Here is a 22,692-nt window from a genome sequence, read left to right as displayed (position 1 = left end):
ATATATAGCTACAATGAGAACCAAGAGTTCACATAGTGGAAACAATAATCAAGGAAAGTATGAATAAGCTACGAGCGATAGAAATGTTTGTAAAACTGGCTGAGGTACGCAGTTTTACTCGTGTTGCAGAGCAATATAATACATCCAAATCCATGATCAGTAAGGAGATCAGCCGACTAGAAGCTGAGCTTGGTGCGCGGCTTATACATCGCACCACGCGCAATTTGCAGCTCACGCATGTGGGAGAAGGCTATTTACAACGTGCTAAGGATATTCTCAATAAGTTAGAGGATGCAGACACCTTCATACAAGAGTCGCAGCAAGCACCAAAAGGTAAGCTAAAGGTGAATGTGCCAATGGTGCTTGGGATCACTGACTTGGCAGCAATGTTCGCCGATTTTATGCAAGCGTATCCCGATGTCGACCTTGAAATACATTTAGGAGATGAGGATATCGACTTAGTAGAACAGGGATTCGATTTAGGTTTTCGGGCTTCCAGTCGCCCGTTTGACTCAAGTTATATAGGAAAAGAAATTACTCAATTTAGTTATCATGTATGCGCCTCACCACAATATTTAGCGAGTCACCCTGCAATCGAATCAGCACAAGATTTAATTCATCATAATTGTTTTGAATACAGCTATTCAAAACGCAAGAACTTATGGCCATTAGACGAAGGTGTGCGAATAAAAGGCTCCCTTAAAGTGAACAATGTCCTTTTTATGTTGCAGGCAATTAAAAGCCATTTGGGAATAGGGGTTTTACCTGAATTTGCCTGTAGAGAAGCACTTGAAAAGGGTGAGATAGTCAGTATTTTGCAGCACGCTGACAAGCCAACGCTAGCCTTATATGCACTGTATCCCGCACGCCAATTTGTGCCAGCCGCGGTACTTCAATGTATCGAGTTTTTACAGGCTTGGTTTAAGCGTGACGGGCACTGATTGTTAAGCAAATAAGGTGGTTTACATTTCTTCATTACTTTGCCACATTAACTACTGGTTTAGATGATGGAACAATCAATGAAATGTGATAAACAAAATGCCAATCGAAAAATAGGTTTGGGGCTGGCTATCGGCGCAGGAATTGGCACAGCCGTGGGCGTTGCATCTGGGCAAATCATGTACACCTTACCTATCGGCATTGCGATGGGAATATTGATTGGACGTAAGTATTTTTAATCTAATGAGCTACTCGCTACGTATCTTTGCTTTTAATTAGGGGAAGGTTAAGCAAGTGCAATTTAGTGACTCAGAAATTTCCAGGATCATTGAAATGGCGTGGGAGGATAGGACGCCATTTGAAGCTATCGAACGACAGTTTGAGCTCAGTGAACCTGAAGTGATCAAATTGATGCGTTGTAGCCTAAAACCCAGCAGTTTTAGGCTATGGCGGCAACGAGTAAATGGCCGCAACACTAAGCATATTAAACTTAGAAGCAAAGCGGTCAATCGCGGATATTGCAAAACCCAATACAAACAAAGGTAACGCGTTATCTAAACCTTTGGGTATTAGTCTTTGCTTTATTGAAGGTCGCTTGCAAGTAAGCCGAATAGTGCAGAGTCTGAGACTTCACCAGCAATTTCCCAGCGAGCACGTAAGTGACCTTCTTTAGTAAATCCAAGTTTTGTTAGCACTTTGGCTGAGCCGATATTAGCGGGATCAATTTCAGCTTCAATACGCCTCAACTGCAGTGTTGAAAAAGCATAGTTAATGAGTGCAGAGCCCGCTTCTTGAATGACACCTTGCCCCCAGTGAGATTTGGCAATACCAAAGCCAATTTCGGCGCGGCGTGACTCTTTATCCCAGCTAAAAAGTAAACATTTACCAATTAATGTTTCATCACTTTTCGAAACAATGGCCAGTGTGATCGCTTGTTTAGTAGTCAAATCTTCATGTGATTGCTTGATAAATTGCGTTGCATCGTCAAGGCATTCCCAAGGTGGCGTGTTCCAATAGCGCATGACGTCTGCGTCTGAGAATATGGCAAATAGCGCTTCGGCGTCTTGTGAGGTTAGGGATCTAAGTGTGAATCGCTCGGTGTCGAGTTGGATTGTAGTTAATTGCAATATCTTTTTCCCTGATAAAAAAGGGCGCAAATTCGCGCCCCCAAACAATAAGCTGGCTTACTTATTTATTCGCGTCTTTAACGGCTTTTAGCTTCGCCGCGTGGTCAATTTCATAATCTGGCATGTCTTTTTTGCCTTCGATTAGGTAGTTGTCCATCCAGCGCATCAAGCGCAAGCTGTAATCGTATTGAGCCGCAGCTTTGCGGTTACCGTGGCCTTCGCCTGGATAGTAAACTAGACGTACGTCTTTACCTTGCACTTTCATATAGCGATATAGCTCCATAGACTGTGCTGGGTGTACTCGCGGGTCATCTTTACCATGCATAATGAGTAATGGCGTCTTTGATTGACCAGCCCAGTAAATCGGACTGCGCTCTAGGTACCACTGCCACTTATCCCAAGGGTAAGAGCGAGCGTGCACTAAGTACATTTCGTTTGAGATATCGGTAGTACCAAACTTAGATAGTTGGTTCGTTACCCCAACAAACATCACGCTTGCTGCAAAGTGTTCGGTTAGTTTTGTAGCACCCCAAGCTGAGGCATAACCGCCGTAAGAGCCACCAGTAATACCAACACGCTTAGTGTCTACTAAACCGGTATTGACTAGGTATTCTTTCATATCTACTAAGTCGTCAAACTCTTTACCTGCGTAGTCGCCTTGGCCAAGTTTTGAGTAATCAACGCCTTTACCTGTCGAACCACGGTAGTTTGGATAGAATACCGCATAGCCGCGAGCTGCGCCCATTTGACCCGGATCTGAATAGCTCGTGAGCCAGCCATTCTTATCGTGGCTTTCAGGGCCACCGTGCACCGACATGATCAGTGGATAACGTGTACCTTCTTGGTAATCAAGTGGATATATTAATACGCCACCAATTTCAACACCATCGCGGGCTTTGAAGTTAATAGCCTCTTGTTTTGCAAAACGTTTGTTGTCTAACCACGGGTTTGAGTTTGATAGACGAGTTGCCTTGCTTGAGCGGATCACAAACACTTCATTTGGGTGCTTAGCTGTATTTGCACGTAGGGCAATGGTTTTGTCTGAGTCAGAGATAGATAGGTTCGATGCGATAAACTTACCTTCTTTGATAAGCTTCTTGTATTTGTTTGAGCCAACTTTAATTTGGCCAACAAAACTCTCAGCGCCGACGTTTGCGACAAAAGTCAGCTGGTTTTTGCGGTTTGACCACTCAAAATCACCGATGTGACCCATAAAGTTTGGGATCCACTCTTCTACTTTGCCGCTTTGTGCATCGGCAAGGTATAAGCGACCAGTTGCCGGGTCATGCTTGTCTTCAGCGCCTAAAATCGCGATGTATTTACCATCGTGAGAAAACTCCGCGGTACCAAGCTTACCTTCTGTTTTGAACGAAGTGGTAATTTGTTGTGTTTTTGCATCAAGTACATGCCATTGTGATTTCATGTACTTGTCATCAATAAGCGCTGTTGGCTGGGTTTTTACCAGTAATTTAGAGGCATCGTCAGCCCAGTTTATTTCACTAACATAACCTTCGATGTTTAGTGCCGCTGGGGTCAATGGTTTTTCTGACGCTGCAAGATCAATGATATGAAGCTGTTTGTTTTTTAAACCCAGTTCATACACTTCAGCCATAAAACCAAGCTTTTTCAGCTCTTTTTCTGACTTATCGGCAGCTGGCATTGCAAGGATTGCAACCTGTTTGCCATCAGGGCTTAGACTATAAGCCGAGATCCCAGTTCCTTTTAGTGAAAGCACTTTCTGTGCTTCCCCACCGTTTACCGCGATGCGATAAAGGGCGCGTTGCTTGTCTTCTTTTTTCTTGGTTAGGAAATAAATGAACTGACCGTCGGCCGACCAAGAGATGCTTGAGATGCTCACTTTACCGGTGATAAATGGGCGCTCTACACCTTCGTCGTCAACCACATAAAGTTCACTGTAATTAGAACCATTTTGGTCAACGTAAAGCTCGCGCGGTACCGAGCGAGTAAAAGCAACGAGTTCGCCGTCAGGACTCACCGACGTTGAGCTTACCGATTGGATCTTTGGGATGTCTTCAATAGTGATGGTATCGCTTGCGAGGCTTGCAGCACTGGTGAAGCCCATTGCTAAAGCCAAAGCAGACTTAAGTAGTTTCATTATTTATCCTAAATTTTCATTCACTTGTTGTAACTTCAAGATGAAGTTTTTAGGCATTCTACTTGTCACCAGAATAAAAACCAATGTTTGCGATTAATTGTCGGTTAAGTCTGATAAAGCAAAACCGTTATCTTTTATAGGCCAAAATTCAGCGCGCCTGAATAATCAGCCTGAAACGGCATTAGGTAATTAAGTGCATATGAAATGTTGCCTTTGTCATCCATGATGTAGATAGAAGCACCACAGTGTTTGCAAAAACCATGCTCTTGGATGGTTTGAGCTTTCGAATGCGGCACCACAAATCGTTCGAGAGATTTACAAGGATTTTCGATCAGACCGTGAGCCTGAATAAACTGCACACCAGTGCATATTTCGTTGGCTGTTGTCGTGGTGAAAATACGATAGTGGATCTGGCCGCAGTGGCACGACGTGGTGATCATGTTGATGTCCTTTGTTTTCTTTTGAGTTAAGTTTACTTTTTATTTTTAGTTAATATATATTCATTTGGTGTAAAGACTTTTTCCTAAGAGGAAATAATGAGAAAGGAATACGATAAACTTCACTTACTTAAAATATTATGTTGTGTCGCTGAGCAACACTCCTTCAGTCGAGCTGCAGAGCAGCTCGGTACCACGACTTCAGCGGTGAGTAAATCGATAGCGCAGCTAGAGTCGTCTTATGGACAAGTACTTTTAAATAGAACAACCCGTAAACTCGCCTTGTCTGATGCCGGTAAGTTGGTTTATGAAAAAGGGAAAAAGATCCTTCGCGCGCTACGCGATTTGGAAGAGGAAGTTGAACAAGTTGGTGTGCATCAATCCGGGCATCTAAAAATAACCTTTCCAAATACGATAGGGCGTATGCTACTGAGCCAAATTTGTATCGATTTTCAAAAGCGCTATCCGCAAATAAAGTTAGAGCTGATGTTTACCGCAGCAAATCAGGATTTAATCGAAGATGAGATTGATGTCGCTTTTAGGCTCTCTGCTGCACTCAAAGACAGTCAATTTTATGTCTTGAAATTAATCAATATAAACTCGACTTTTGTTGCCACGCCCAGCTATTTAGCGGCTCACGGGAAGCCTGAGCAATTAGATGAACTGAGTAGGCACAATATGTTGTTATCTAAACTTAACCATGTTGAGGATAGTTGGCATGACGGAACTCGAAGTTATGCTTTGCAAGGTAATTTGATAGCGAACAGTCGCTTTCACATTCGAGAGGCGGTGTTGGCAGGATTGGGGATTGCCATGCTACCGTCTTATTTCTGCCAACGGGATATTGATTCGGGCGCTTTGGTTGAGCTGTTTCCCGAGCAAAATAGGCCCCAAGTTACTTTGCATGCCATATATAAAGTGAAACGAGAGCACTCTGCAAAGCTAGATTTATTCTTAGGGTTTGTACAGGCGCAATTATCATGCAAATCAGAATTGGTACCTTAGCCCCGCGTAGTAGCGCCGACCATTCACATATACCCCTGTTGGTGCGTACTCATTGCGATCATAGGTGTAGATTTGTTCGTCGGTTAAATTAATAAACTCAAATTGTGCATCAAGGTTATCACTTAATTTCACCGTGAGGCTGCCGTCTAACTGACCGTAGTTATCCATCATGGTCTCGCCTACACCGGTGGCAAACTGGGTTCGATAATTATAGCTAAGCCGTGCGCTAAATTGGTGGTTCTCGTAGTAAGCGGTGAGGTTAGCGCTGTGTTTTGAGGTGCCTGGCACTTTGTTCTGTAAGCCAACGTCAGCGTTGTCACGTTCTCCATCAACATAGGTGTAATTGGCGATTAACCCAAATCCGTACGCAAGTGTCTGCTGGTAGCTTAGTTCAACGCCACGGATACTGCCGCCAGCGCCATTACTGGGCCTATCGATAGACATCAAAATACCTTCATGACGCTCAAGCTTTCGCTCAAACTCAATAAAAGACTCCACATCTTTGTTAAATAAGGCGATTGAGGCGAGTCCTGCATCGTCAAAGTACCACTCAAGGCTGGCATCAAACTGCGCCGCTCTATATGGATCTAAGCTGGCGTTACCACCTTGTCCTTGAGCTTGGGTCACGTTGTAATTAGTTGAGGGCATAAGGTGATGAAATTGCGCTCGTGACATGACGCGCGCAACGGAAAAACGGCCAACCAGACTTTCGCTTAAGTCAAACTTGATATTGGCGCTGGGTAGAATATCGATGTAATCCCGAGATTCTTCATGCCAAACATAGCTGTCGGGTGCTTCGATGGGGGAGGCGACACGTTTAAATGCGGCAGAGTCTTGAAAGGTTTTGACCACCCGTACCCCAATGTTGGCTGCATAGGATTCACCAGCGAGTTGCATTTGACCGTAAGCGGCGGCGGTTTTTTCTGTAATATGAAATCGACTGGCTTTTTCTATCTCTTGTTCAAAATTGAGCGTATCGAAGTCTTTGGCGAGCAGTGTAATATCGGCATAACTGTAGTTTTTTAAGGTGTTTGCACTACCTACGCCGCGCAAATAATCATCCACAAAAGTGCCCGGATAGGCGGCCAGTGTAGTGCCAAGCTCGCCGGCTAGACCATCAAGCCCTCCATCTTTTGAGCGATAGCGCAAAAAGTCCCGTTGATGGTCCTTGAGTTTAATGCCAAACTTAATCGCGTCGACCTGTTTAAAGTCGATATCGTACGCAAAATCGGCTTGCGCGAAGTATGATTTATCTTTGCCATCTTGGCTGTCATTTCGAGCTTCGGTGATAAACCAACTCGCCGCATCTAACGGAGAAGCCCCATAACTTGCGATGATGTTTTTTCGCATTGACGTATCAACATGAAAACGGGTGTTAGCAGAAAACTGTGACGTGACGTCTTCTTTGGTGCCACCTGAGCCGTGGCTTAGACCCACTTGAAACTGGCTTGACCAATAAATGCCATCATAGACCAAGTCTAGATGAGCACTTTTAGTGCTGATCTGCGAGTCTCGCCAAATGGCTTCCATGCTGGTATTGAACGGCGCAGCTGTGGGTAAATAGTGGGCGCTCACCAAAGTACCATCTTGTACATGTAAATCGGTTACCCCGCCGCCTAGGTCAATAGACTTTGCACTTTGCCAGAGAAAGTTTTGATTGTTGTTGTCTGCGTTTAGATGAGAATAAAGTAAGTGGCTATTTAACCTAAGCCGTGGGGAAAGCTGGAATGCGGCATTGACTGTATAAGCCTGCAACTCTCTTTGCTGCTGAAAAATCGCGGAACCCCCACCTCCTGGAAACCATAACGTCTGGCTTTTGTCTTGTGGGGTCTGCTGGGTGGCATACCAAGTATCATCATCACCTTGGTATAATGTTCTATCGTGCCACCCCCACGATTCTAGGCCGTCGCGTCTGAGGCTGCGATCTCGTCGTGTTGCGGTAAAAAGCACAGCATAGTCGCCACTTTCGCTATGGTAGTTATAAATTGCAGATAATTGTGGGTCGAGTTTATCGCTCAAGTCACTGTATTGGAACTGGGCTGTAATAACGCCATAGCCTGAAGGCGTAAGCAGAGGGTCGCGGGTTTTTATATTGATTGCACCACCTAATGAACCTTCATCCTGCATAGCTTGTGGTGTCTTGAATACCTCGAGGCTAGAGACGATTTCACTGGGTAATAAGGTAAAATTAAAGCCTCGGCTTGGCTGACTTGAGATCCACCAATCAGCGGAGGCGAGATATTGACCATTCAAATAAGTTCTATTTTGCTCAGGGGTTGTGCCTCGCACGCCGATCCGTTCACCTTCACCTTGTGCTCGAGAGAGTGAGATACCGGTGATCCGTTGTAGCGCCTCTGCGACGTTTTTATCTGGAAACTTACCTATGTCTTCAGCACTGATCGTATCTGAAACTTGTTGATTGTGACGTTTATTACTGAGAGACTTGACAACGCTGTCATGGAAGGCACGGATTTCGATGCGTTCTATGGTATTTTCAGCTGTCTGATTTTGCTCAACGGCATAACTTGCAGCTGTGATAAAGAATGCGCTACAAGAAACTGTTCGGATGAGAAATTCTGACATTGTGCTCAACTTATAATACGAGTAAGTTACCTTTAGTTGATACTCATAATACGCTTTTATTACGAGCCTAACCATAGTTTTACAAATTTTTAGTAGTTGATGGTTGAAAACCTAGAAAAACGTTTTTTAATCAATGAGATACTTGTCGACCTGAGCAATTTATCTGTGTGTGTTGACGGTTCTTGGAGAAGCATCGAAGCGAAGCATGCAGCATTATTGCGTCTATTGATTGCTAACAAGGGAGAGGTTGTTACTAGAGATGCGATCTTAGATATCGTATGGCCCGGTACTATCGTCAGTGATAATTCTGTTAGTCAACTGGTGGTACAACTACGTAAGCTGCTTGGTGATAGTTCAAACGAGCCAAAAATAATTAAAACGGTACCGCGCCTAGGTTATCAATGTATTGCACAAATCAAAAAAGCCCCGACGCTACTTGAGCAAGTAGAGGAGCTGTCTCGTGGGCGTGGTGCGCAATTTGCGCTGCTCGGGTTTTTTATGGGTCTTGTGGTATCTTTGCTTGGCGTTTTTATTACCAAGCAGTGGCAAAGTGACTTGCAACAGCAGCCCGTCACAGCAACTCGGATCACGTCCTCACCGGGTGCTGAAGTCTTTGTGCGCTTTTCTCCAAATGGTAACTATTTAGCCTACAGTTATTTAGCTGAGGGAGCCGATCAATTTGATTTGGCGGTCTATGATCTTGAGACTAAAACAACCCATACGATAAAAAGCAGCGGTTATAGTGAAGAGTCAGCAAGTTGGTCTTTAGATGGTAACTGGCTGATTTATTCGCGCTCGGATCCGGTTTCCTGTGAAGTACGGGCGTTACACGTTAAAGGTCCAATAGAAATGTGGCGACTAGCGCGCGATAGCGTGCTTGGCAGCTGTAATAGTGCACAAGACTCAGCGCCTTGGCTAGAATATCGAGCGGGCCATTTTATCACTAAGTCTTGGGATAAAGCTGGGACCTATTTGCAATCTGTAGCGGTCACTTTTGCGGATAATCAACCTAAAGTGCTCAACACCACGGCGTTGCCTATTCGCGATGTAACACATTATCAAGTTAACCAACAAACGCTGTTGTATCAGGTAAAAGAGCAGGGCGTTTATCGGCTTAATCTGGGGCAACTTGGGGACCTTGAAAGCCAAACCACCACACTCTCCAAGCAGTCTTTTTCGGCATTGAGTCATGGTTATGAGGACGATACGGTTATTATCGCCAAACAAAACTTGAGTGTACTTAAAGGTCGTGAGCAACAGTTATTATACTCCGGATTTGGTGCGATATCTGAGATTGATGTCAATGCGAACTTGCGTGCTTCGGCGCACACTGAGGGCGTGGCTGAAATTAACTTTTATCAGCTTGCTGTAGACGTACAAAGCGAAGCACAGCAAAAGCAGTTGACGTCGCCCGCTCGAATGGACCTACTTGCCGCATTGTCTGATGATGGCGCACATTTTGTGTATGCCTCGGTGACAACCAAAAATAATGATGCGCCACAATTTGAGCTGTGGCATAAACATGCTTTTCGGCCAACGTCGAGTTTGCTTGGTACGATGCCGCTGGGAGAAGTGCCTATTTTGCTATTGCTGTCGCCTAATAACGAATATCTCGCCGTATTATCAAAGTCGCACAAAGTGTATTTAATAAGCTCTTTTACTAAAGAGGTGAAAAAAGTAGTTGATAACTTTGCCAAAATTGCCGACTTGCATTGGTCACAGGATGGTAGAAACCTGTATTATCGAGCGAAGTTCTCGGCGGAAGCAAAATGGCAGGCATGGCAATTTACCGTATCTCAAGGGCGCAGTGAGCAACAACCTCTGGTAACGCACTCACCTGATTTACCTCTTACTCAAAAGAACCCTAGCTTTGTGGGGTATAAAGAACAAATTAGGGAATACCTAATTACTGCGCTCACTGAGACATTTGATGTAGAGCAGTTACGTGGGTCTTTATCTCTTTATCAGCCTGCAGTATATCGAGATGGGGTTTACTTTGTACTGAAAAGAGGCCACCAATTGGTGCTTTATCGTTATTTAAGTAGTGAAAACAAGGTCGAAGAAATTCAACCAATTGGGTTACACCTTTACGCGGGGTTCACCGAGTTACAGGTATTATCAAGCTTTGATGGCAGTCAGGTAGTATTCAATCGGATCAACAACTATGAAAGTGACATAGTATTACTGGAGTACGGTGACCGATGAAGACATCAATGTTACGAAGCCCAGGTTGGGTACAGTTAGTTAGCTAGCTTTTGCTGGAATAAGCGTATTGCTTTACTACTCCAATTGCGCTGTGATGCCGACTTCAATGCTTGTGAGGCAAGCTTCTTGGCCTCTGCCTGATTATCTGTAAGCTTGGCAGACAGTAGCAGCAGTTCAGGGTGTTCGGGATCGATGGTGAGACCATGACGCAGCCAAGCCTTTGCCTGAGTTTTGTCGTTGAGACGAGTTAAATAAGTGTTTGCTAATAGAAGTGTGGAGCGCAAATGGCCGTTGTTCGAAGCTTCGGTAAGTACTTGTAACGCACGTGGAGTATCTTGCAGCTCTGTGTTTGTAAGTAGTGATCGTGCTAAGCGATATTTTGCGATATCCATGGTTTGTGCTGCGTGTTCAAGCCAAAGTACACTAAGTCGATGCTCTCCCACATTGATAAGTTGAGTTGCTAAGCGATATTGTGCCAAGTCCAAGCCATTTTTGGCTGCAGCTAAATATAATTCATTTTCTGGTTCTTCAGCGCGCCAGTGATAGCGCAGCAGCTGATACGCGTTGTAATCTTTCATACTCAACCAGTTAGCAATATAGTATTGTACTTGCGCCACACCACGTTCTGCAGCGTCGATATTCTGCTTTAGCTGTTTTTCGTAGGCCTTCTTTTGAATGGCTAAGGTTTCGCGATATTGCTCGCCTTTATATGTCGCAAAATGGTAAATCAGCGTGTGTGCTTGCTTTGGTCCACTATATCGCCACTTCTCTACAGCATTTAACAGGCTAGCGGTGAATATATGCTTGGGGTAGCTATCTACGACCTCAATATTGGTTGCCTTACCGCTTTGGTCGATATCAAACTCTAACCAAACCCAGCCCTCAACCCCTTGTCGTACGGCCTCATCAGGATAGTCAGGTAATACATCGTGAGTTTTACTCGGCGTAGAAACGATATTGGGTTGTTTGAGCCGGGCAAGTGTTGAATCAAGTAAGTAGGTGTCTGCCAAACGATTTTTTTGAAGTGTTACGAAATCTTTTAGGCCACTTTGGTCGTCGGACTGCTGCAAAACGAGTTGCGCAGTTTGAAAGGCTTCAGCAATACCGAACTCTTTAGCCAATGAAAACCAAGCAAAGGCATTTGCGGCACTTTGTTCGGTTCCTTGACCGTACAAATACATCACCCCAAGATTATACATGGCGTCTGCATTACCTAACTGAGCTAGGCGATTGAATTCAGAAAATGCAAGAGTGAATTCTTCATTCTGATAGGCGAGGGTAGCATCATAAAGATCGGCTTTTGTCTGCCAACTTATACTCAGAAAAAATGAAAAAATAAGCCCAGAAATGAGATTGTTGCGCATTTTATTGATTACTCATCCTCGGACTGCTCTTTGGGGTTGCTGTGGCCATTTTTAATAGGCTATATAACCACAATATAAGGGAAATTTAAATAATAAAAGCTGATAGCAAACGCTATCAGCTTTTTGGAACTCCGGGCAGGGAGTTTACTAAGTCGAACCTGTGTTAGCTTGGAAGCGACTTAATTCGAGTCATGAAACTATTTCTTTACGACTAATAAGACCAGATTTAGCGGTAAAAGTTTCATTCGCTATTCGGTGTTAGAAGTTAAATCTAACCCCCGCGCTAAAACGCCTTCCATCGGCATAGACACCCGTTAGTGCTTGCTCAACTCCCTTTTCCTGATAGCTAAATGTATGTTCATCCGTCAAGTTGATGGCCTCAAGAATAAATGCCACATTCTCATTGTAGTTATAGGTAAGGTTGGCATCTACTTGACCATAATCGTCAATGTATCCTGGCCAGTCGCGACCTGTATCATACCCTGTTCTGAAGTTGTATGAGATACGGGCACTAATGAATTCGTTTTCATAATAAGAACTCAAGTTAACAGTATGCTCAGAGTTGCCTGGGATGGTGATGTCGTTACCTTCATCATCTTTGGCTTCACCATCTACATAGGTATAGTTAGCTGCAACGCCAAAACCTTCGTATAGCTCTTGTTGATAACCCACTTCTAGGCCTTGAATGCGGCCTGCTTTCCCATTAACAGGGCGGCTGATCAGCACATCTTTACCTTCGTGAGTTTCAAGTGCTGGTTGGCTCTCGATAAACGACTGAATATCTTTGTAGAAAAATACCGCAGAAAAAAGACCTGCATCGCTAAAGTACCACTCGATACCGGTATCAAACTGCGTCGCTCTATATGGGTCGATGTCAGGATTACCGCCAGTGCCGGTTTGTGTTTCTAGGTTGTATGAGGTTGATGCTGTCATATCGGCGTAATCTGGGCGAGACATAACTCGTGCCGCAGAAAAACGCATTAATAAATCGTCATCTAAGTCAATTGCCAAGTTAATGCTTGGAAGAATGTCGAAGTAGTCCTTTTCTTCCGTTGTCCATACCTCAGCACCGGACTCACCTGCAAACGCGGATGAGGTTTGTTTGGTATTTACAAGCCTTACGCCTAAATTACCGCGTAGACCATCTGCATCCAAATTCGCTTTAATGTAGCCTGCGGTAATTTTTTCATTGATATCGAAAGTACTGGCCTTCAATACTCGGTAATTCCAACCCAGCGCATCACCTTCTTGGCGTATTTTATCTGAATCAGTGATTGCATAGCTGCGCGTTGTGCCTGCTGAGCCTATGCCTGAAAGGTAATCAGAAGGCATGGCTTTAGAGTAATCAGCTAGACTCCAGTTTAAGTCGGTACGATTATCCGTTGTGTGTTTGGTATTAAAACGACTGTGATCACGATATTTAAAGCCTACTTTGATCTGGTTAAAGATAGCGACATCAATTGGGCGTTTAAAATCGGCTTGAAAATAAGTTTCATCATCTTTCGCATCATTGCTGTCATAGCGTAAAAAGCCTAAATTCCATTTATCACCATCGTTTGGATCGGCAGCGTAACTGGTCTTTACGTCTTCCTCTTGTGACGCATCAAAGCTGTGAACATAGTTGCCTTCCCAACCAACGGAGCGATCCGCTTGTGAACCACCCGAACCTTCTGTGTAACCTAAGTGATATGAAGATTCCCAAAGTTGCCCTTGATGTTCAACTTTTAAGTCGTACGATTTGGTTTTGAGCTCAGAGTTACGTACTTTGGTCTCATCCAGAATGTTATTACCATCTGGTGATAAGCCAAGCGTCCCGCCGACGGCCATCTTTCCAACTACGGGGTGGTCGATAACGGTAATGTCAGTATATTGTGAGCCGCCGTAACCGGGTAACCACAGGAAGTTTTGGTTTTCATTGTCGGCTTCAAGTGTAGAGTCTAACGCATTGAATACAATGTCCATATTTTCATTTGGACGATATTGCAAGGCGAGGTTTATACCCGTGCGCACGCGCTGCTGTGAGAACATTGCTGAGCCGCCACCGCCAGGGCTGTAGACATTGTCGACGACGGTACCGTCTTCAAGTGTGATATCACGATAGGTCCAAGACCACGCTTCAATACCATCACGACGTAAGTTGCGCTCTTGGCGCACGACAGAAATTAAGGCGCCAAAAGATTCATCATCGGTCTTAAAGTTGTACATAGCGGAAAGTTGCGGGTCGGTTTCACCTGACACTTCGCTGTGCTGTGCGATAATTGAACCTGCAATTTTATTTGCTTCTAAATCAAGCGGCTTACGTGTTCTAACAATCACGGTTCCACCAATAGAGCCTTCGTCAATATCGGCTTCTGGTGATTTGTAAACTTCAAGCCCAGAAATGATTTCAGAGGGTAACATTGTGTAGTTAAATCCACGGCTCGCCGCTGAGTTAGTCCACCAGTCCGCTGAGCCAACGGCTTGACCATTCAATAAGGTCCGGTTTTGGCTTTCACCTGTGCCTCGAATGCTAACGCGTTCACCTTCACCAAAACTACGCGTGATTGAAACTCCGGTAATTCGTTGTAGCGATTCGGCAACGTTTTGATCTGGAAATTTGCCAATGTCCTCGGCGGTTACTGCATCAACAATGGCGTCAGAGTATCTTTTTGTATTGAGTGATTGAACAACGCTGCCACGGATCCCTCTGACTTGAATAACTTCAACTTCACCATTTTTAGCTGCTTCTTGATTGTTGTTTTCTTCAGCGAGAGCTAGACCCGGTGCAAAAAGTACCGAGCCGAGCAAAGATTGGCTGATTAATACAGCCAGTTTTTTCTTGTTATTGCGAAACATAAATTCCCCTTGAGTGCATATACCAATTAGCCTTAATACTTGCTCAGTTTGAAGGAGTAAATCTGACGCTAACTGCGTTAAAAATTTCTTATTTAGAGCAACTAAATAGCAAAATTTTTGCCTTGTTATCGACAAGGTTTTCTCGCCTCAAAATAGACCACTTAATTAAGGTAATTGGTATTACTTGTGATTGAGAGGTTGACCTCGAGAAAGATTAAACACCAGCGGGGTTTGTTAAATCTTGAATTGAAATGAATAGTTATGAATTTGGTGGTTTTTTGCTTTGATTTTTCTTATTTTATTGAAATATATGGTTATAAAATAATTTTTGCTGGATTTTTTGCTGTTTAAGTTAAGTTTACTAGAGTGATTTCGCTTTGTTTTTTGTTAACATTCATAACTACAAAGAACTGGAAAGTCGCCTTTCCAGTTCTTTTTGCGCGTTATAAGCTCTTTTTAGGTGGCAGTACAACGTTTGAGAAGATAAGGCCAGCGATAAGAGACATAAATATTAAAAAGGTTTGTTGGCCAATATGGTCCGCATGAACAAAGCTTTGGCCTTCAATTAAAGAATTAAGTCCAATATAGGTTTTAGAACCAGGGACCAACACAATCAAACCTTGCATTGCAACAATGGACGCAGGGGCATTTACCACACGGTTAAAGATATTACTAAAGACACCCACTGCAAATGCACCTACAAAAGTACCAAGTGCATAATCAAAGTAAACCGCAGAGCTGATACTGGCTGCGTAGGCGATAAAGCCTGATGCGAGTGACCAACTTGCATGGCGTAACTTTGTTCTAAAGATAATAACTAGGCTGCTACAAAGTAATAGCACTGCAAGCCAAGCCGTCCAACGTGGTAATGGTGATGGTTGTATAAAATCAACTTGTCCAAAAAACGCAAACCCTAAACTGATCCCCAAAAATGCACCGAAGTAGAGCTTAAAGAGCAACATAATAGAGTCCATGACTCTAGCGGTGCCTGACACTAGATGACGAGCCGATAATTCCGCAAACCCAAGCGCCAGCGCCAAGCCAGGTATAAACACGATAATGGCCGAAAGTACCACCAAACGGATGTTGACCTGCGGGTCAATGTACACAGACACAGCGCAGGCAGCAACCGCTGATACGATGGCGACCAAAGGCTCGAGCATATGTGTTACGCGTTTGGAAATACTTGCCCAAAGCACGAATATGTAGACCACAAGCGATATTAGCGCCGACCACCAAACGTCATTCCAGCTAGTTCCCATCAGCATCGCAAATGCGCCACTTGAAGTTGCAAATGCAAGACCCGTCATTAACTTATTATAAGGGGGCTTAGCGTGCAAAATGGCTTCGAGGCATTGTTCGGCTTCTTGGATTGAAAGCTCACCAGATAACACGCGTGTTGCGACGTCATCGGTATCTGCCAATGAACCTAAATCATGATCGCCGGGATCAACACGCGCCACATGGGTATATTCTTCTTCATGACCTTCGGTCCAAATTACAAAAGTGACAGATGTCGGAGACATGACAAAGGAAGACTTTAGCCCTAGGTGAGTGGCTATTTCCATTAAATGTGCTTCGAGTCGATAGGCAGGGGTACCGTATTTGTGAAGCATTTTGCCTAACTTCACAATAAAGCGGCGTTTCTCTGTAAAGGTTGCGTTATTCAACGAAAGAGAACCTTAAATATGTAATGCCAATTCTACTGAATGAAGCGAATTGGCGAAAATGTTAAAAAAGTATGGTGTTTGAAATTAAAAAAATCAAACTGAGCTCATCATGGGTACGCGCTGCTAGTAAGGTACATATCATTGTAGATTTTAGTTATGTTTTTGCACACGAATTTGATATTCGCAACAGACTATTTGCATAGGTAAATTTGGCGACCAAGATTGCTGCGAATTCTATCCAGATTCTCAGTAATGTCTATAGTTTTGGCCGCAAATATTTGCATTTTTTATAAACAGGTATCAGCGCTACATTTATTGCTAAGCGCTAAGAGTTACGATGATTCTCTGATCTGCAATGACACATCCACCAAGGTTCTAACGGCAGGTTGCGATTTGTTTAAAATTTCGGATAACGTATGGCATGTCCGCTTACCGATGTCGTCGGCATCAATTCTAACGCTCGTTAATGCGGGTTTCATCAGCTGGGAGTCTTGCAAGTCATCAAAACCGACAACTTTGATGTCTTCACCAGGTACCAGTCCATGTTCGCGCATGGCTTCAATTGCACCGTATGCAATGACGTCACTAAAGCAAACGATAGCTTTTATCTCTTTATGGTCAGTGATGAGAGTATTAAACGCTTCTCGGCCCCCTTGGCGATTGGTTGGAGCAGCGATCGCAGGTTGCGCTTCATTTAATCCATTGAGCTTTAGAGCGCTTTGGAAACCAGACAGTCGCTCATGGTAATCTGAAATTTCGGGAGTACCACCCAGAAAAGCAATGTCTTTTATGCCTTGCTCAATGAGGTGAGTCGTTGCTAGGTGAGTCCCTTTTTTATTGTCAGGTAGAATACAGGGGGCTTTCGCGAAGGCCACTTCACGCATAATGGTAATAACTGGAAATCCAGAGTCAGCCAATTGGTCCAGCCACTCTCGTGGAGTACTTGGTGCAGGCACCATAACAAAAGCACAAACGTTGTATTCTTTAAGTGTGTTAACCACTTGGCGTTGGCGATTAAAGTCTTCGCCTGTATTTACCAGCATAGGCACCATACCTAATGCGTAAATATGCTTTTCTAATCCGACAGCAAGCTGAGCAGAGTACGGGTTAGTTAAGTCGTTGATAACAACCGCAACAAGATTAGACTTTTTACTACGTAGCGCTGCTGCGTCGCGATTATAAACATACCCCAGCTTTTCGATGGCTTTTAGTACTTTCTCTTTGCTTTTATCGCTGACTTTATCGCTATGCGTTAGGACAAGGGATACTGTTGATTTAGAAACTTGTGCCTCTTCGGCAACATCAAAAATGGTAACCTTAGCGAGTTTTTTATCGTTGTTCATGCTAATTCGTATCAATTATGGCTGGTTAAGTGACTAAGTGTACATCAAGTTTTCATCGCATTAAATCGCAAATCTCTGCACATTTCCCGATAATCGTTATATGATCACCTGCTAAACGCCGAAGATAGGTAAATACAGTGAAATTATTAAAACAAATCACATTTATCATATTAATGACTACCGTATCATATACGGTATGTGCACAAGAGCAAGGCTACATGACACCTTCTCCAGAGCTGGCAAAGCTTGTTGATGCACCATTGATCCCAACCTCTAAATTGAGTGCAAATGGTAATTGGTTGGCATTGTTACAGCGCAATAGGGTACTCACGCTCGAAGAGCTTGGACAGCCAGAGCAAGCGCTTGCGGGGATAAAGTTCAATCCGCAAACCTTTATGCGGACCTCCAGCCGCCAATATAGCTCTATTGAGTTTAAACATGTCGCAACCGGTGCCTTAATTAAGGTGACAGGTCTACCTAAAGGCAAGATCAAGTCTCCAAGCTGGAGTGCAGATAGCCGCTATCTTGCGTTTATTCTTGAACAAGAAAATAGTGCTACGCTTTGGGCCTACGATATTGAGCAGCGCAATCTTAAACAGCTTACTCAATCAACATTAAATGGCGTGGTGACTTCAACGCCATACCAGTGGTTGCCAGACAGTACTGCAATTATCGCGAATATTGCTATTAATCATGGCAAACAGCCAAGCGCAAAAGATAAATCCAGCCTAACGCCAATAATACAAACCACATCTGGCAAAAAAGCATCAACACGCACTTATCAGAATTTATTGTCTAGTCCCTATGATATTCAGCTATTTAAGTTTTATTCTGAGGGGCAGTTAATTAAGCTAAATCTGAATGCCAGCGCGCAGCAAATTGGTAATCCAACGTATCTTAAACATTTCTCTGTTTCGCCAGACTCTACCAATCTAGTGGTTGGTATGATGGCAGATCCCTTCTCATTCCAAGTGCCTTACAGCCGTTTTCCAGCGGTATGGCAAGTGTGGGGAATGCGTGGCTATCCATTATTTGAAGTTGCAAGACAACCTCTAGCCGACGCACTGCCTGCGGGCTTTGATAGCGTGAGAGAAGGGCCTCGAAAGATCCAATGGCGTGACGACCATGGCGCGACACTGATATGGGCCGAAGCGCAAGATGGTGGGGATATGAGTGTGGAGGTTGACTATCATGACCACCTTTATACGATTAGTTCGCCATTCAAAAAGGAACCTGAACTTTTCGCAAAAGTAGAGCGTCGTTTTTCAAGTATTGAATGGGCTGATAACAATGTTGCGATTTTGAATGAATGGCGCTTTGCCGATCGCAGTATTCGTTCTTCTGTATTTTCTCCGCGTAATCCAGAGCAAAATCGCATGGTGTTTTCAGAGCGCAGTTATAATGATGCATACAAAGATCCTGGCAACTTTGTATATGAAAATAGTGATTTAGGTTCAAGAGTATTGAAGTTAGTTGGAGGCAGGTATTTGTTTTTAACGGGCAACGGTGCATCTGAGAAAGGCAACATTCCTTTTTTGGACCGTTTTGACGTAAAAACCAATACTTCAACTCGTATTTGGCAGTCGAGCGAACCTTATTACGAAAGAGTGCGTGCAATGTTAGATGACGAAGGTATGCGCTTTATTACCGTGCGTGAGTCACGCCAAGAACAACCCAACTTTTTTGTCCGTGACTTACAGTTTGATACTTTGGAGCAGCTAACTAAGTTTGCGCACCCTTATCCTGCATTTAAAGGTGTTGTAAAAGAGCAAATCAAGTACAAACGTGATGATGGCGTTGAGCTATCCGGTAATCTTTATCTTCCTACAGATTATGACCCATCAAAAGGCCGTATACCTGTGTTGATGTGGGCTTATCCGCTCGAGTTTAAAGATAAAGCCGTTGCTTCGCAGGTGCGTGAATCGCCTTATCAATTCCCATATATTGGCTATTGGGGGCCAATGCCGTATTTAGCAAAAGGTATTGCTGTTTTTGATGATCCGACGATGCCGATTGTCGGGGCTGGCGACACACAACCAAATGATACATTTAGGCAGCAATTGGTTGCGAGTGCGAAAGCTGCTGTTGATACCTTAGTAGAAAAAGGTATAGCAGATCCTAAGCGCATTGCGATTGCAGGGCATTCTTATGGAGCATTTATGGTGGCTAACTTACTCGCCCATAGTGATTTGTTTGCCACTGGCATTGCACGAAGCGGGGCTTATAATCGCACCTTGACGCCATTTGGTTTCCAAGGTGAGCCGCGTAACTTCTGGGAAGCGCAAAACGTCTATGCCAGCATGTCGCCTTTCTTCCACGCGGAAAAAATCAATGAACCTATGTTGATGATCCATGGAGAGGAAGATCCAAACTCAGGTACTTTTCCTATGCAGTCTAAACGTATGTTTGCTGCAATGAATGGTTTAGGTGCCAATGCAAGGCTGGTGATGTTGCCAGAAGAAGGCCATGGGTATAAAGCACGAGAAAGTATTTTACATGTGCTTTGGGAGCAAGAGCAGTGGCTCGACAAGTATCTGTTTTCTGAGAAGGAAGACGCTGTTCTTGAAGGCGCATCAACAGAAGATGTGATACCGCTCGTAACGGAAGCGACAGTTAACTAACATAAATCGATTCAATAGAGGGAGTAGTAGATCTACTCCCTCTATTTACCCTATTTCAGTTATACGAAAATTAAGCTACCTACTCTTTACTAGACACCGAACTGCCGACGGAAGCGGTAATTACCATAAAAATGGCAAGCCATTGCCAAACAGTCAGTAACTCTCCAAGAATTAAAAAGCCAGCCAACGCCGCAACCGCAGGTTCAACGCTCATTAAAATACTAAACCCTTGTGCGGGCATTTTTCGAAGCGCTACCATTTCTAGGCTATAAGGCAGGGCGCTGGATAACAAACCAATTGCGATACCCAATGGAATAAGTGACCAATTAAGGAGGGCTACACCTTGAGACATCACGCCAAACGGTACGATAGTAAGCGCGGCAACCGTCATGCCGATTGCCACAGTCACCCCGCCGGAGCTTTCGTTGCCTGAGCGCTTACCATAGAGAATATATCCTGCCCAACAAGCGCCAGCAACCAAGGCTAAAGCAACACCTACTGGGTCTAAACCATTGACATCGCCAAGATCTGGTAACAACAGCAAAATTCCTAAAATAGCAAATGCAACCCACAAATAATCACGTTTCCGTTTAGATGAAAATAGCGCTACGGCGAGTGGCCCGGTAAACTCTAAGGCCACACCAATGCCAATAGGGATACGTTCAATGGCATAGTAAAAGGTGATATTCATGCCGCCCAAACATAGGCCATAGACGATGAGTGGTCGCCAGTTTGTCGGTAAATGACGCCAAGGCTTGAACACCAAGCACAAAATAAGAGCTGAAAATCCTAGGCGATATGCTGTGGTGCCCTCAGGCCCAACAAATGGAAATAACTGCTTGGCAATAGAGGCTCCAGATTGGATGGTGACCATAGCGCAAAGTAGGCATAAAATCGCAATGACAAAGTCGCGGCTAAGTAGTGGCATTGAGACCCCAATAAGATAAATAACAAGCTTAAAAATGGCGATATAAGGCTAGTCTAATCGTGTCTAAATAATGGCTCAATTACTTTTGTATATTTTATGCCTTTCTTGGTTTTTGAAATGGTTATTTGTTGATTTATTTACTTTTAATTTTCAGTATTTTCTTTTTGTTATCGTTCCAATTGTGCTTACGTATTCAGGTAGTTAAGCCAAGCACTTTCATGTCTTTGCATATTTTTATGCTTTTTCGAATTAAAGTGTGCAAGCCTATCGCGGTCATTGATAAAAGGGCCTGCTCTACAAATAGTACAGTAATTATCACCCAAATAATCAGGTACTTTGAGTTTTGCTCTGATGGTATGAGATGGGTTAACAGACCAGTAATAGCTAATGCCGCTGGTGTCTTTTACATGTTTATCACGGTCGACATTGCGAATTTGATACTCTGGGAAGTGTGAAATCTCAAACTGAGACTGACCGAGGTAATATTGTTCAAGTCCGTTGATCAGGCTGCCTTCTAGATTCCACTCTATATAAGGTTTTACGTCCTTAGAGGTAATGATCCCTAGCTGAGCGCCATTTGGGTCAAGTGCATAAGCCGCTGCGTTTATTAAGAATTCTCGCAGCAATTTCCGATTGAGGCTGTTAACGCTCAAAGTCTGGTTTTGGAAGCTTTCAAGCGAGTCAAACGCAGGAATGAGAGGAAACTGAAAAATTACCGCATCAAAGGCATGCGACGGCACTTTTTGCCAACAATGTGCCTCAGTGACATCAAATTGAGTCACTACATCAATCCCTAGAGTATGTAGTTTATCAAATGCATTATCTTGATATTTATGCTTAAGTTCACCTTCACTGTCGTAAACACTGGCAGTAAGATGGGCTGGAGCAAAGTACTTTGCTAATGAATATGAGAAGCTTAAATCGCCGTCACCAACGGTAAGAATACGCCAGTTTTTATCGAGTATCATGGAACTGTCTAAATCAGTAAAACGAGGAGTTTATCAAACTAGGCAGTTATCTTGTAGCAATTGGCTCTTTTATTAGTTTAAAACCAACTAGACAAAATACACCCGCCAAAAACCAAATGCTCCCAGCCAAAATTGCAAAACTGGTGGTTTTTTCAGGGAAAACTATAGCTAGCGGCAGTGTAATTGCTCCCCTTACTAAACATAACGTTGAAATAGTAAAGATGGCAGGGCTAAGCATAGGTAATGGTTTGATCCACTTGAGGGCCGAAAGTGCGTAGGCGGCAGTGGTTAGAAATAATGCGGAGATAAAAACGGTTGCAGTAGGCGCATACCAAGTGCCTGCGATGGCGGAGTCGATAATATCTGCTGGAGCAAGTTGCGCGCGATAGCAACTAGCACCCAAATAAATACATGAAAGATGTGCAACTGCAGTAAAGATAGCAATACCCGCAAATGTTGAAAGGAAAATACAGCCTATTATCCTTTTAGTCTGGTATTGCATTGATTTCCTTTATTTATATCGGAACGGTGTAGGACCATTATTTGTCTAT

General features: G+C 43.8%; 17 protein-coding genes. 6 read left to right on the top strand and 11 right to left on the bottom strand.

What is annotated here, in order from left to right; genetic code table 11:
• Window positions 1-59: 59 nt before the first annotated feature.
• The 3 genes from L1271_RS11370 to L1271_RS11360 all read left to right on the top strand — a co-directional run bounded on the left by L1271_RS11370 (window position 60) and on the right by L1271_RS11360 (window position 1,485).
• Window positions 60-941 (top strand): LysR family transcriptional regulator, encoded by an 882-nt coding sequence (locus L1271_RS11370; protein WP_102058499.1) that lies wholly within the window; start codon window positions 60-62, stop codon window positions 939-941.
• Between the two features lie 78 nt (window positions 942-1,019).
• On the top strand, window positions 1,020-1,178 hold the full coding sequence (locus L1271_RS11365) for a hypothetical protein (protein WP_019647622.1): 159 nt from the start codon (window positions 1,020-1,022) through the stop codon (window positions 1,176-1,178).
• Between the two features lie 55 nt (window positions 1,179-1,233).
• Window positions 1,234-1,485, top strand: coding sequence for a TIGR03643 family protein (locus L1271_RS11360; protein ID WP_010604266.1), 252 nt, complete (start codon window positions 1,234-1,236; stop codon window positions 1,483-1,485).
• 35 nt (window positions 1,486-1,520) lie between these two features.
• Here the strand turns inward: L1271_RS11360 and L1271_RS11355 are convergent, their stop codons facing one another.
• The 3 genes from L1271_RS11355 to L1271_RS11345 form a co-directional block, all read right to left on the bottom strand.
• Complete coding sequence (locus tag L1271_RS11355; protein ID WP_235367900.1) at window positions 1,521-2,066, bottom strand: GNAT family N-acetyltransferase; 546 nt, start codon at window positions 2,064-2,066, stop codon at window positions 1,521-1,523.
• Between the two features lie 61 nt (window positions 2,067-2,127).
• A complete protein-coding gene (locus L1271_RS11350; RefSeq protein ID WP_010604264.1) occupies window positions 2,128-4,182 on the bottom strand; it encodes a S9 family peptidase in 2,055 nt (684 codons plus the stop codon).
• A 134-nt stretch (window positions 4,183-4,316) separates the two neighbouring features.
• Window positions 4,317-4,622, bottom strand: coding sequence for a hypothetical protein (locus L1271_RS11345; protein WP_235367899.1), 306 nt, complete (start codon window positions 4,620-4,622; stop codon window positions 4,317-4,319).
• A gap of 96 nt (window positions 4,623-4,718) precedes the next feature.
• Between L1271_RS11345 and L1271_RS11340 the strand changes: the two genes are divergently transcribed.
• Complete coding sequence (locus L1271_RS11340) at window positions 4,719-5,624, top strand: LysR family transcriptional regulator (RefSeq protein ID WP_102058501.1); 906 nt, start codon at window positions 4,719-4,721, stop codon at window positions 5,622-5,624.
• On the opposite strand, the gene L1271_RS11335 is transcribed toward L1271_RS11340, so the two are convergent.
• Entirely contained in the window at window positions 5,607-8,207 is a 2,601-nt protein-coding gene (locus L1271_RS11335; RefSeq protein ID WP_235367898.1) for a TonB-dependent receptor, read from the bottom strand. The genes L1271_RS11340 and L1271_RS11335 overlap by 18 nt on opposite strands.
• A gap of 99 nt (window positions 8,208-8,306) precedes the next feature.
• Between L1271_RS11335 and L1271_RS11330 the strand changes: the two genes are divergently transcribed.
• Entirely contained in the window at window positions 8,307-10,412 is a 2,106-nt protein-coding gene (locus tag L1271_RS11330) for a winged helix-turn-helix domain-containing protein (RefSeq protein WP_235367897.1), read from the top strand.
• Window positions 10,413-10,447: 35 nt separating this feature from the next.
• On the opposite strand, the gene L1271_RS11325 is transcribed toward L1271_RS11330, so the two are convergent.
• The 4 genes from L1271_RS11325 to L1271_RS11310 all read right to left on the bottom strand — a co-directional run bounded on the left by L1271_RS11325 (window position 10,448) and on the right by L1271_RS11310 (window position 17,624).
• Window positions 10,448-11,776: a TonB family protein gene (locus L1271_RS11325; RefSeq protein WP_235367896.1), complete on the bottom strand. Its 1,329-nt coding sequence runs from the start codon at window positions 11,774-11,776 to the stop codon at window positions 10,448-10,450.
• 258 nt (window positions 11,777-12,034) lie between these two features.
• Window positions 12,035-14,611 carry a TonB-dependent receptor gene (locus tag L1271_RS11320; protein WP_235367895.1) on the bottom strand — a complete coding sequence of 859 codons (2,577 nt, stop codon included), beginning with the start codon at window positions 14,609-14,611 and terminating at the stop codon, window positions 12,035-12,037.
• Window positions 14,612-15,054: 443 nt separating this feature from the next.
• Window positions 15,055-16,281: a threonine/serine ThrE exporter family protein gene (locus tag L1271_RS11315; RefSeq protein WP_017217546.1), complete on the bottom strand. Its 1,227-nt coding sequence runs from the start codon at window positions 16,279-16,281 to the stop codon at window positions 15,055-15,057.
• Between the two features lie 332 nt (window positions 16,282-16,613).
• The gene (locus L1271_RS11310; RefSeq protein WP_235367894.1) at window positions 16,614-17,624 is read right to left on the bottom strand and encodes a LacI family DNA-binding transcriptional regulator; all 1,011 of its coding nucleotides are present in this window, start codon (window positions 17,622-17,624) and stop codon (window positions 16,614-16,616) included.
• Window positions 17,625-17,761: 137 nt separating this feature from the next.
• Here L1271_RS11310 and L1271_RS11305 point away from each other — a divergent pair, with 137 nt between their 5' ends.
• Complete coding sequence (locus tag L1271_RS11305) at window positions 17,762-20,245, top strand: S9 family peptidase (RefSeq protein ID WP_235367893.1); 2,484 nt, start codon at window positions 17,762-17,764, stop codon at window positions 20,243-20,245.
• A gap of 79 nt (window positions 20,246-20,324) precedes the next feature.
• On the opposite strand, the gene L1271_RS11300 is transcribed toward L1271_RS11305, so the two are convergent.
• The 3 genes from L1271_RS11300 to L1271_RS11290 all read right to left on the bottom strand — a co-directional run bounded on the left by L1271_RS11300 (window position 20,325) and on the right by L1271_RS11290 (window position 22,643).
• On the bottom strand, window positions 20,325-21,173 hold the full coding sequence (locus L1271_RS11300; RefSeq protein WP_235367892.1) for an EamA family transporter: 849 nt from the start codon (window positions 21,171-21,173) through the stop codon (window positions 20,325-20,327).
• A 185-nt stretch (window positions 21,174-21,358) separates the two neighbouring features.
• On the bottom strand, window positions 21,359-22,141 hold the full coding sequence (locus L1271_RS11295; RefSeq protein ID WP_235367891.1) for a Rossmann-like fold-containing protein: 783 nt from the start codon (window positions 22,139-22,141) through the stop codon (window positions 21,359-21,361).
• Window positions 22,142-22,187: 46 nt separating this feature from the next.
• Window positions 22,188-22,643, bottom strand: coding sequence for a hypothetical protein (locus tag L1271_RS11290; protein ID WP_102058509.1), 456 nt, complete (start codon window positions 22,641-22,643; stop codon window positions 22,188-22,190).
• Window positions 22,644-22,692: the final 49 nt, after the last annotated feature.

Origin of the sequence: Pseudoalteromonas sp. OF5H-5 (assembly GCF_021530695.1) — a bacterium.
Lineage (GTDB): Bacteria > Pseudomonadota > Gammaproteobacteria > Enterobacterales > Alteromonadaceae > Pseudoalteromonas.
The sequence above is the reverse complement of the archived record's forward strand: the minus strand, read 5'-3'. Positions and strand labels throughout refer to the sequence as shown.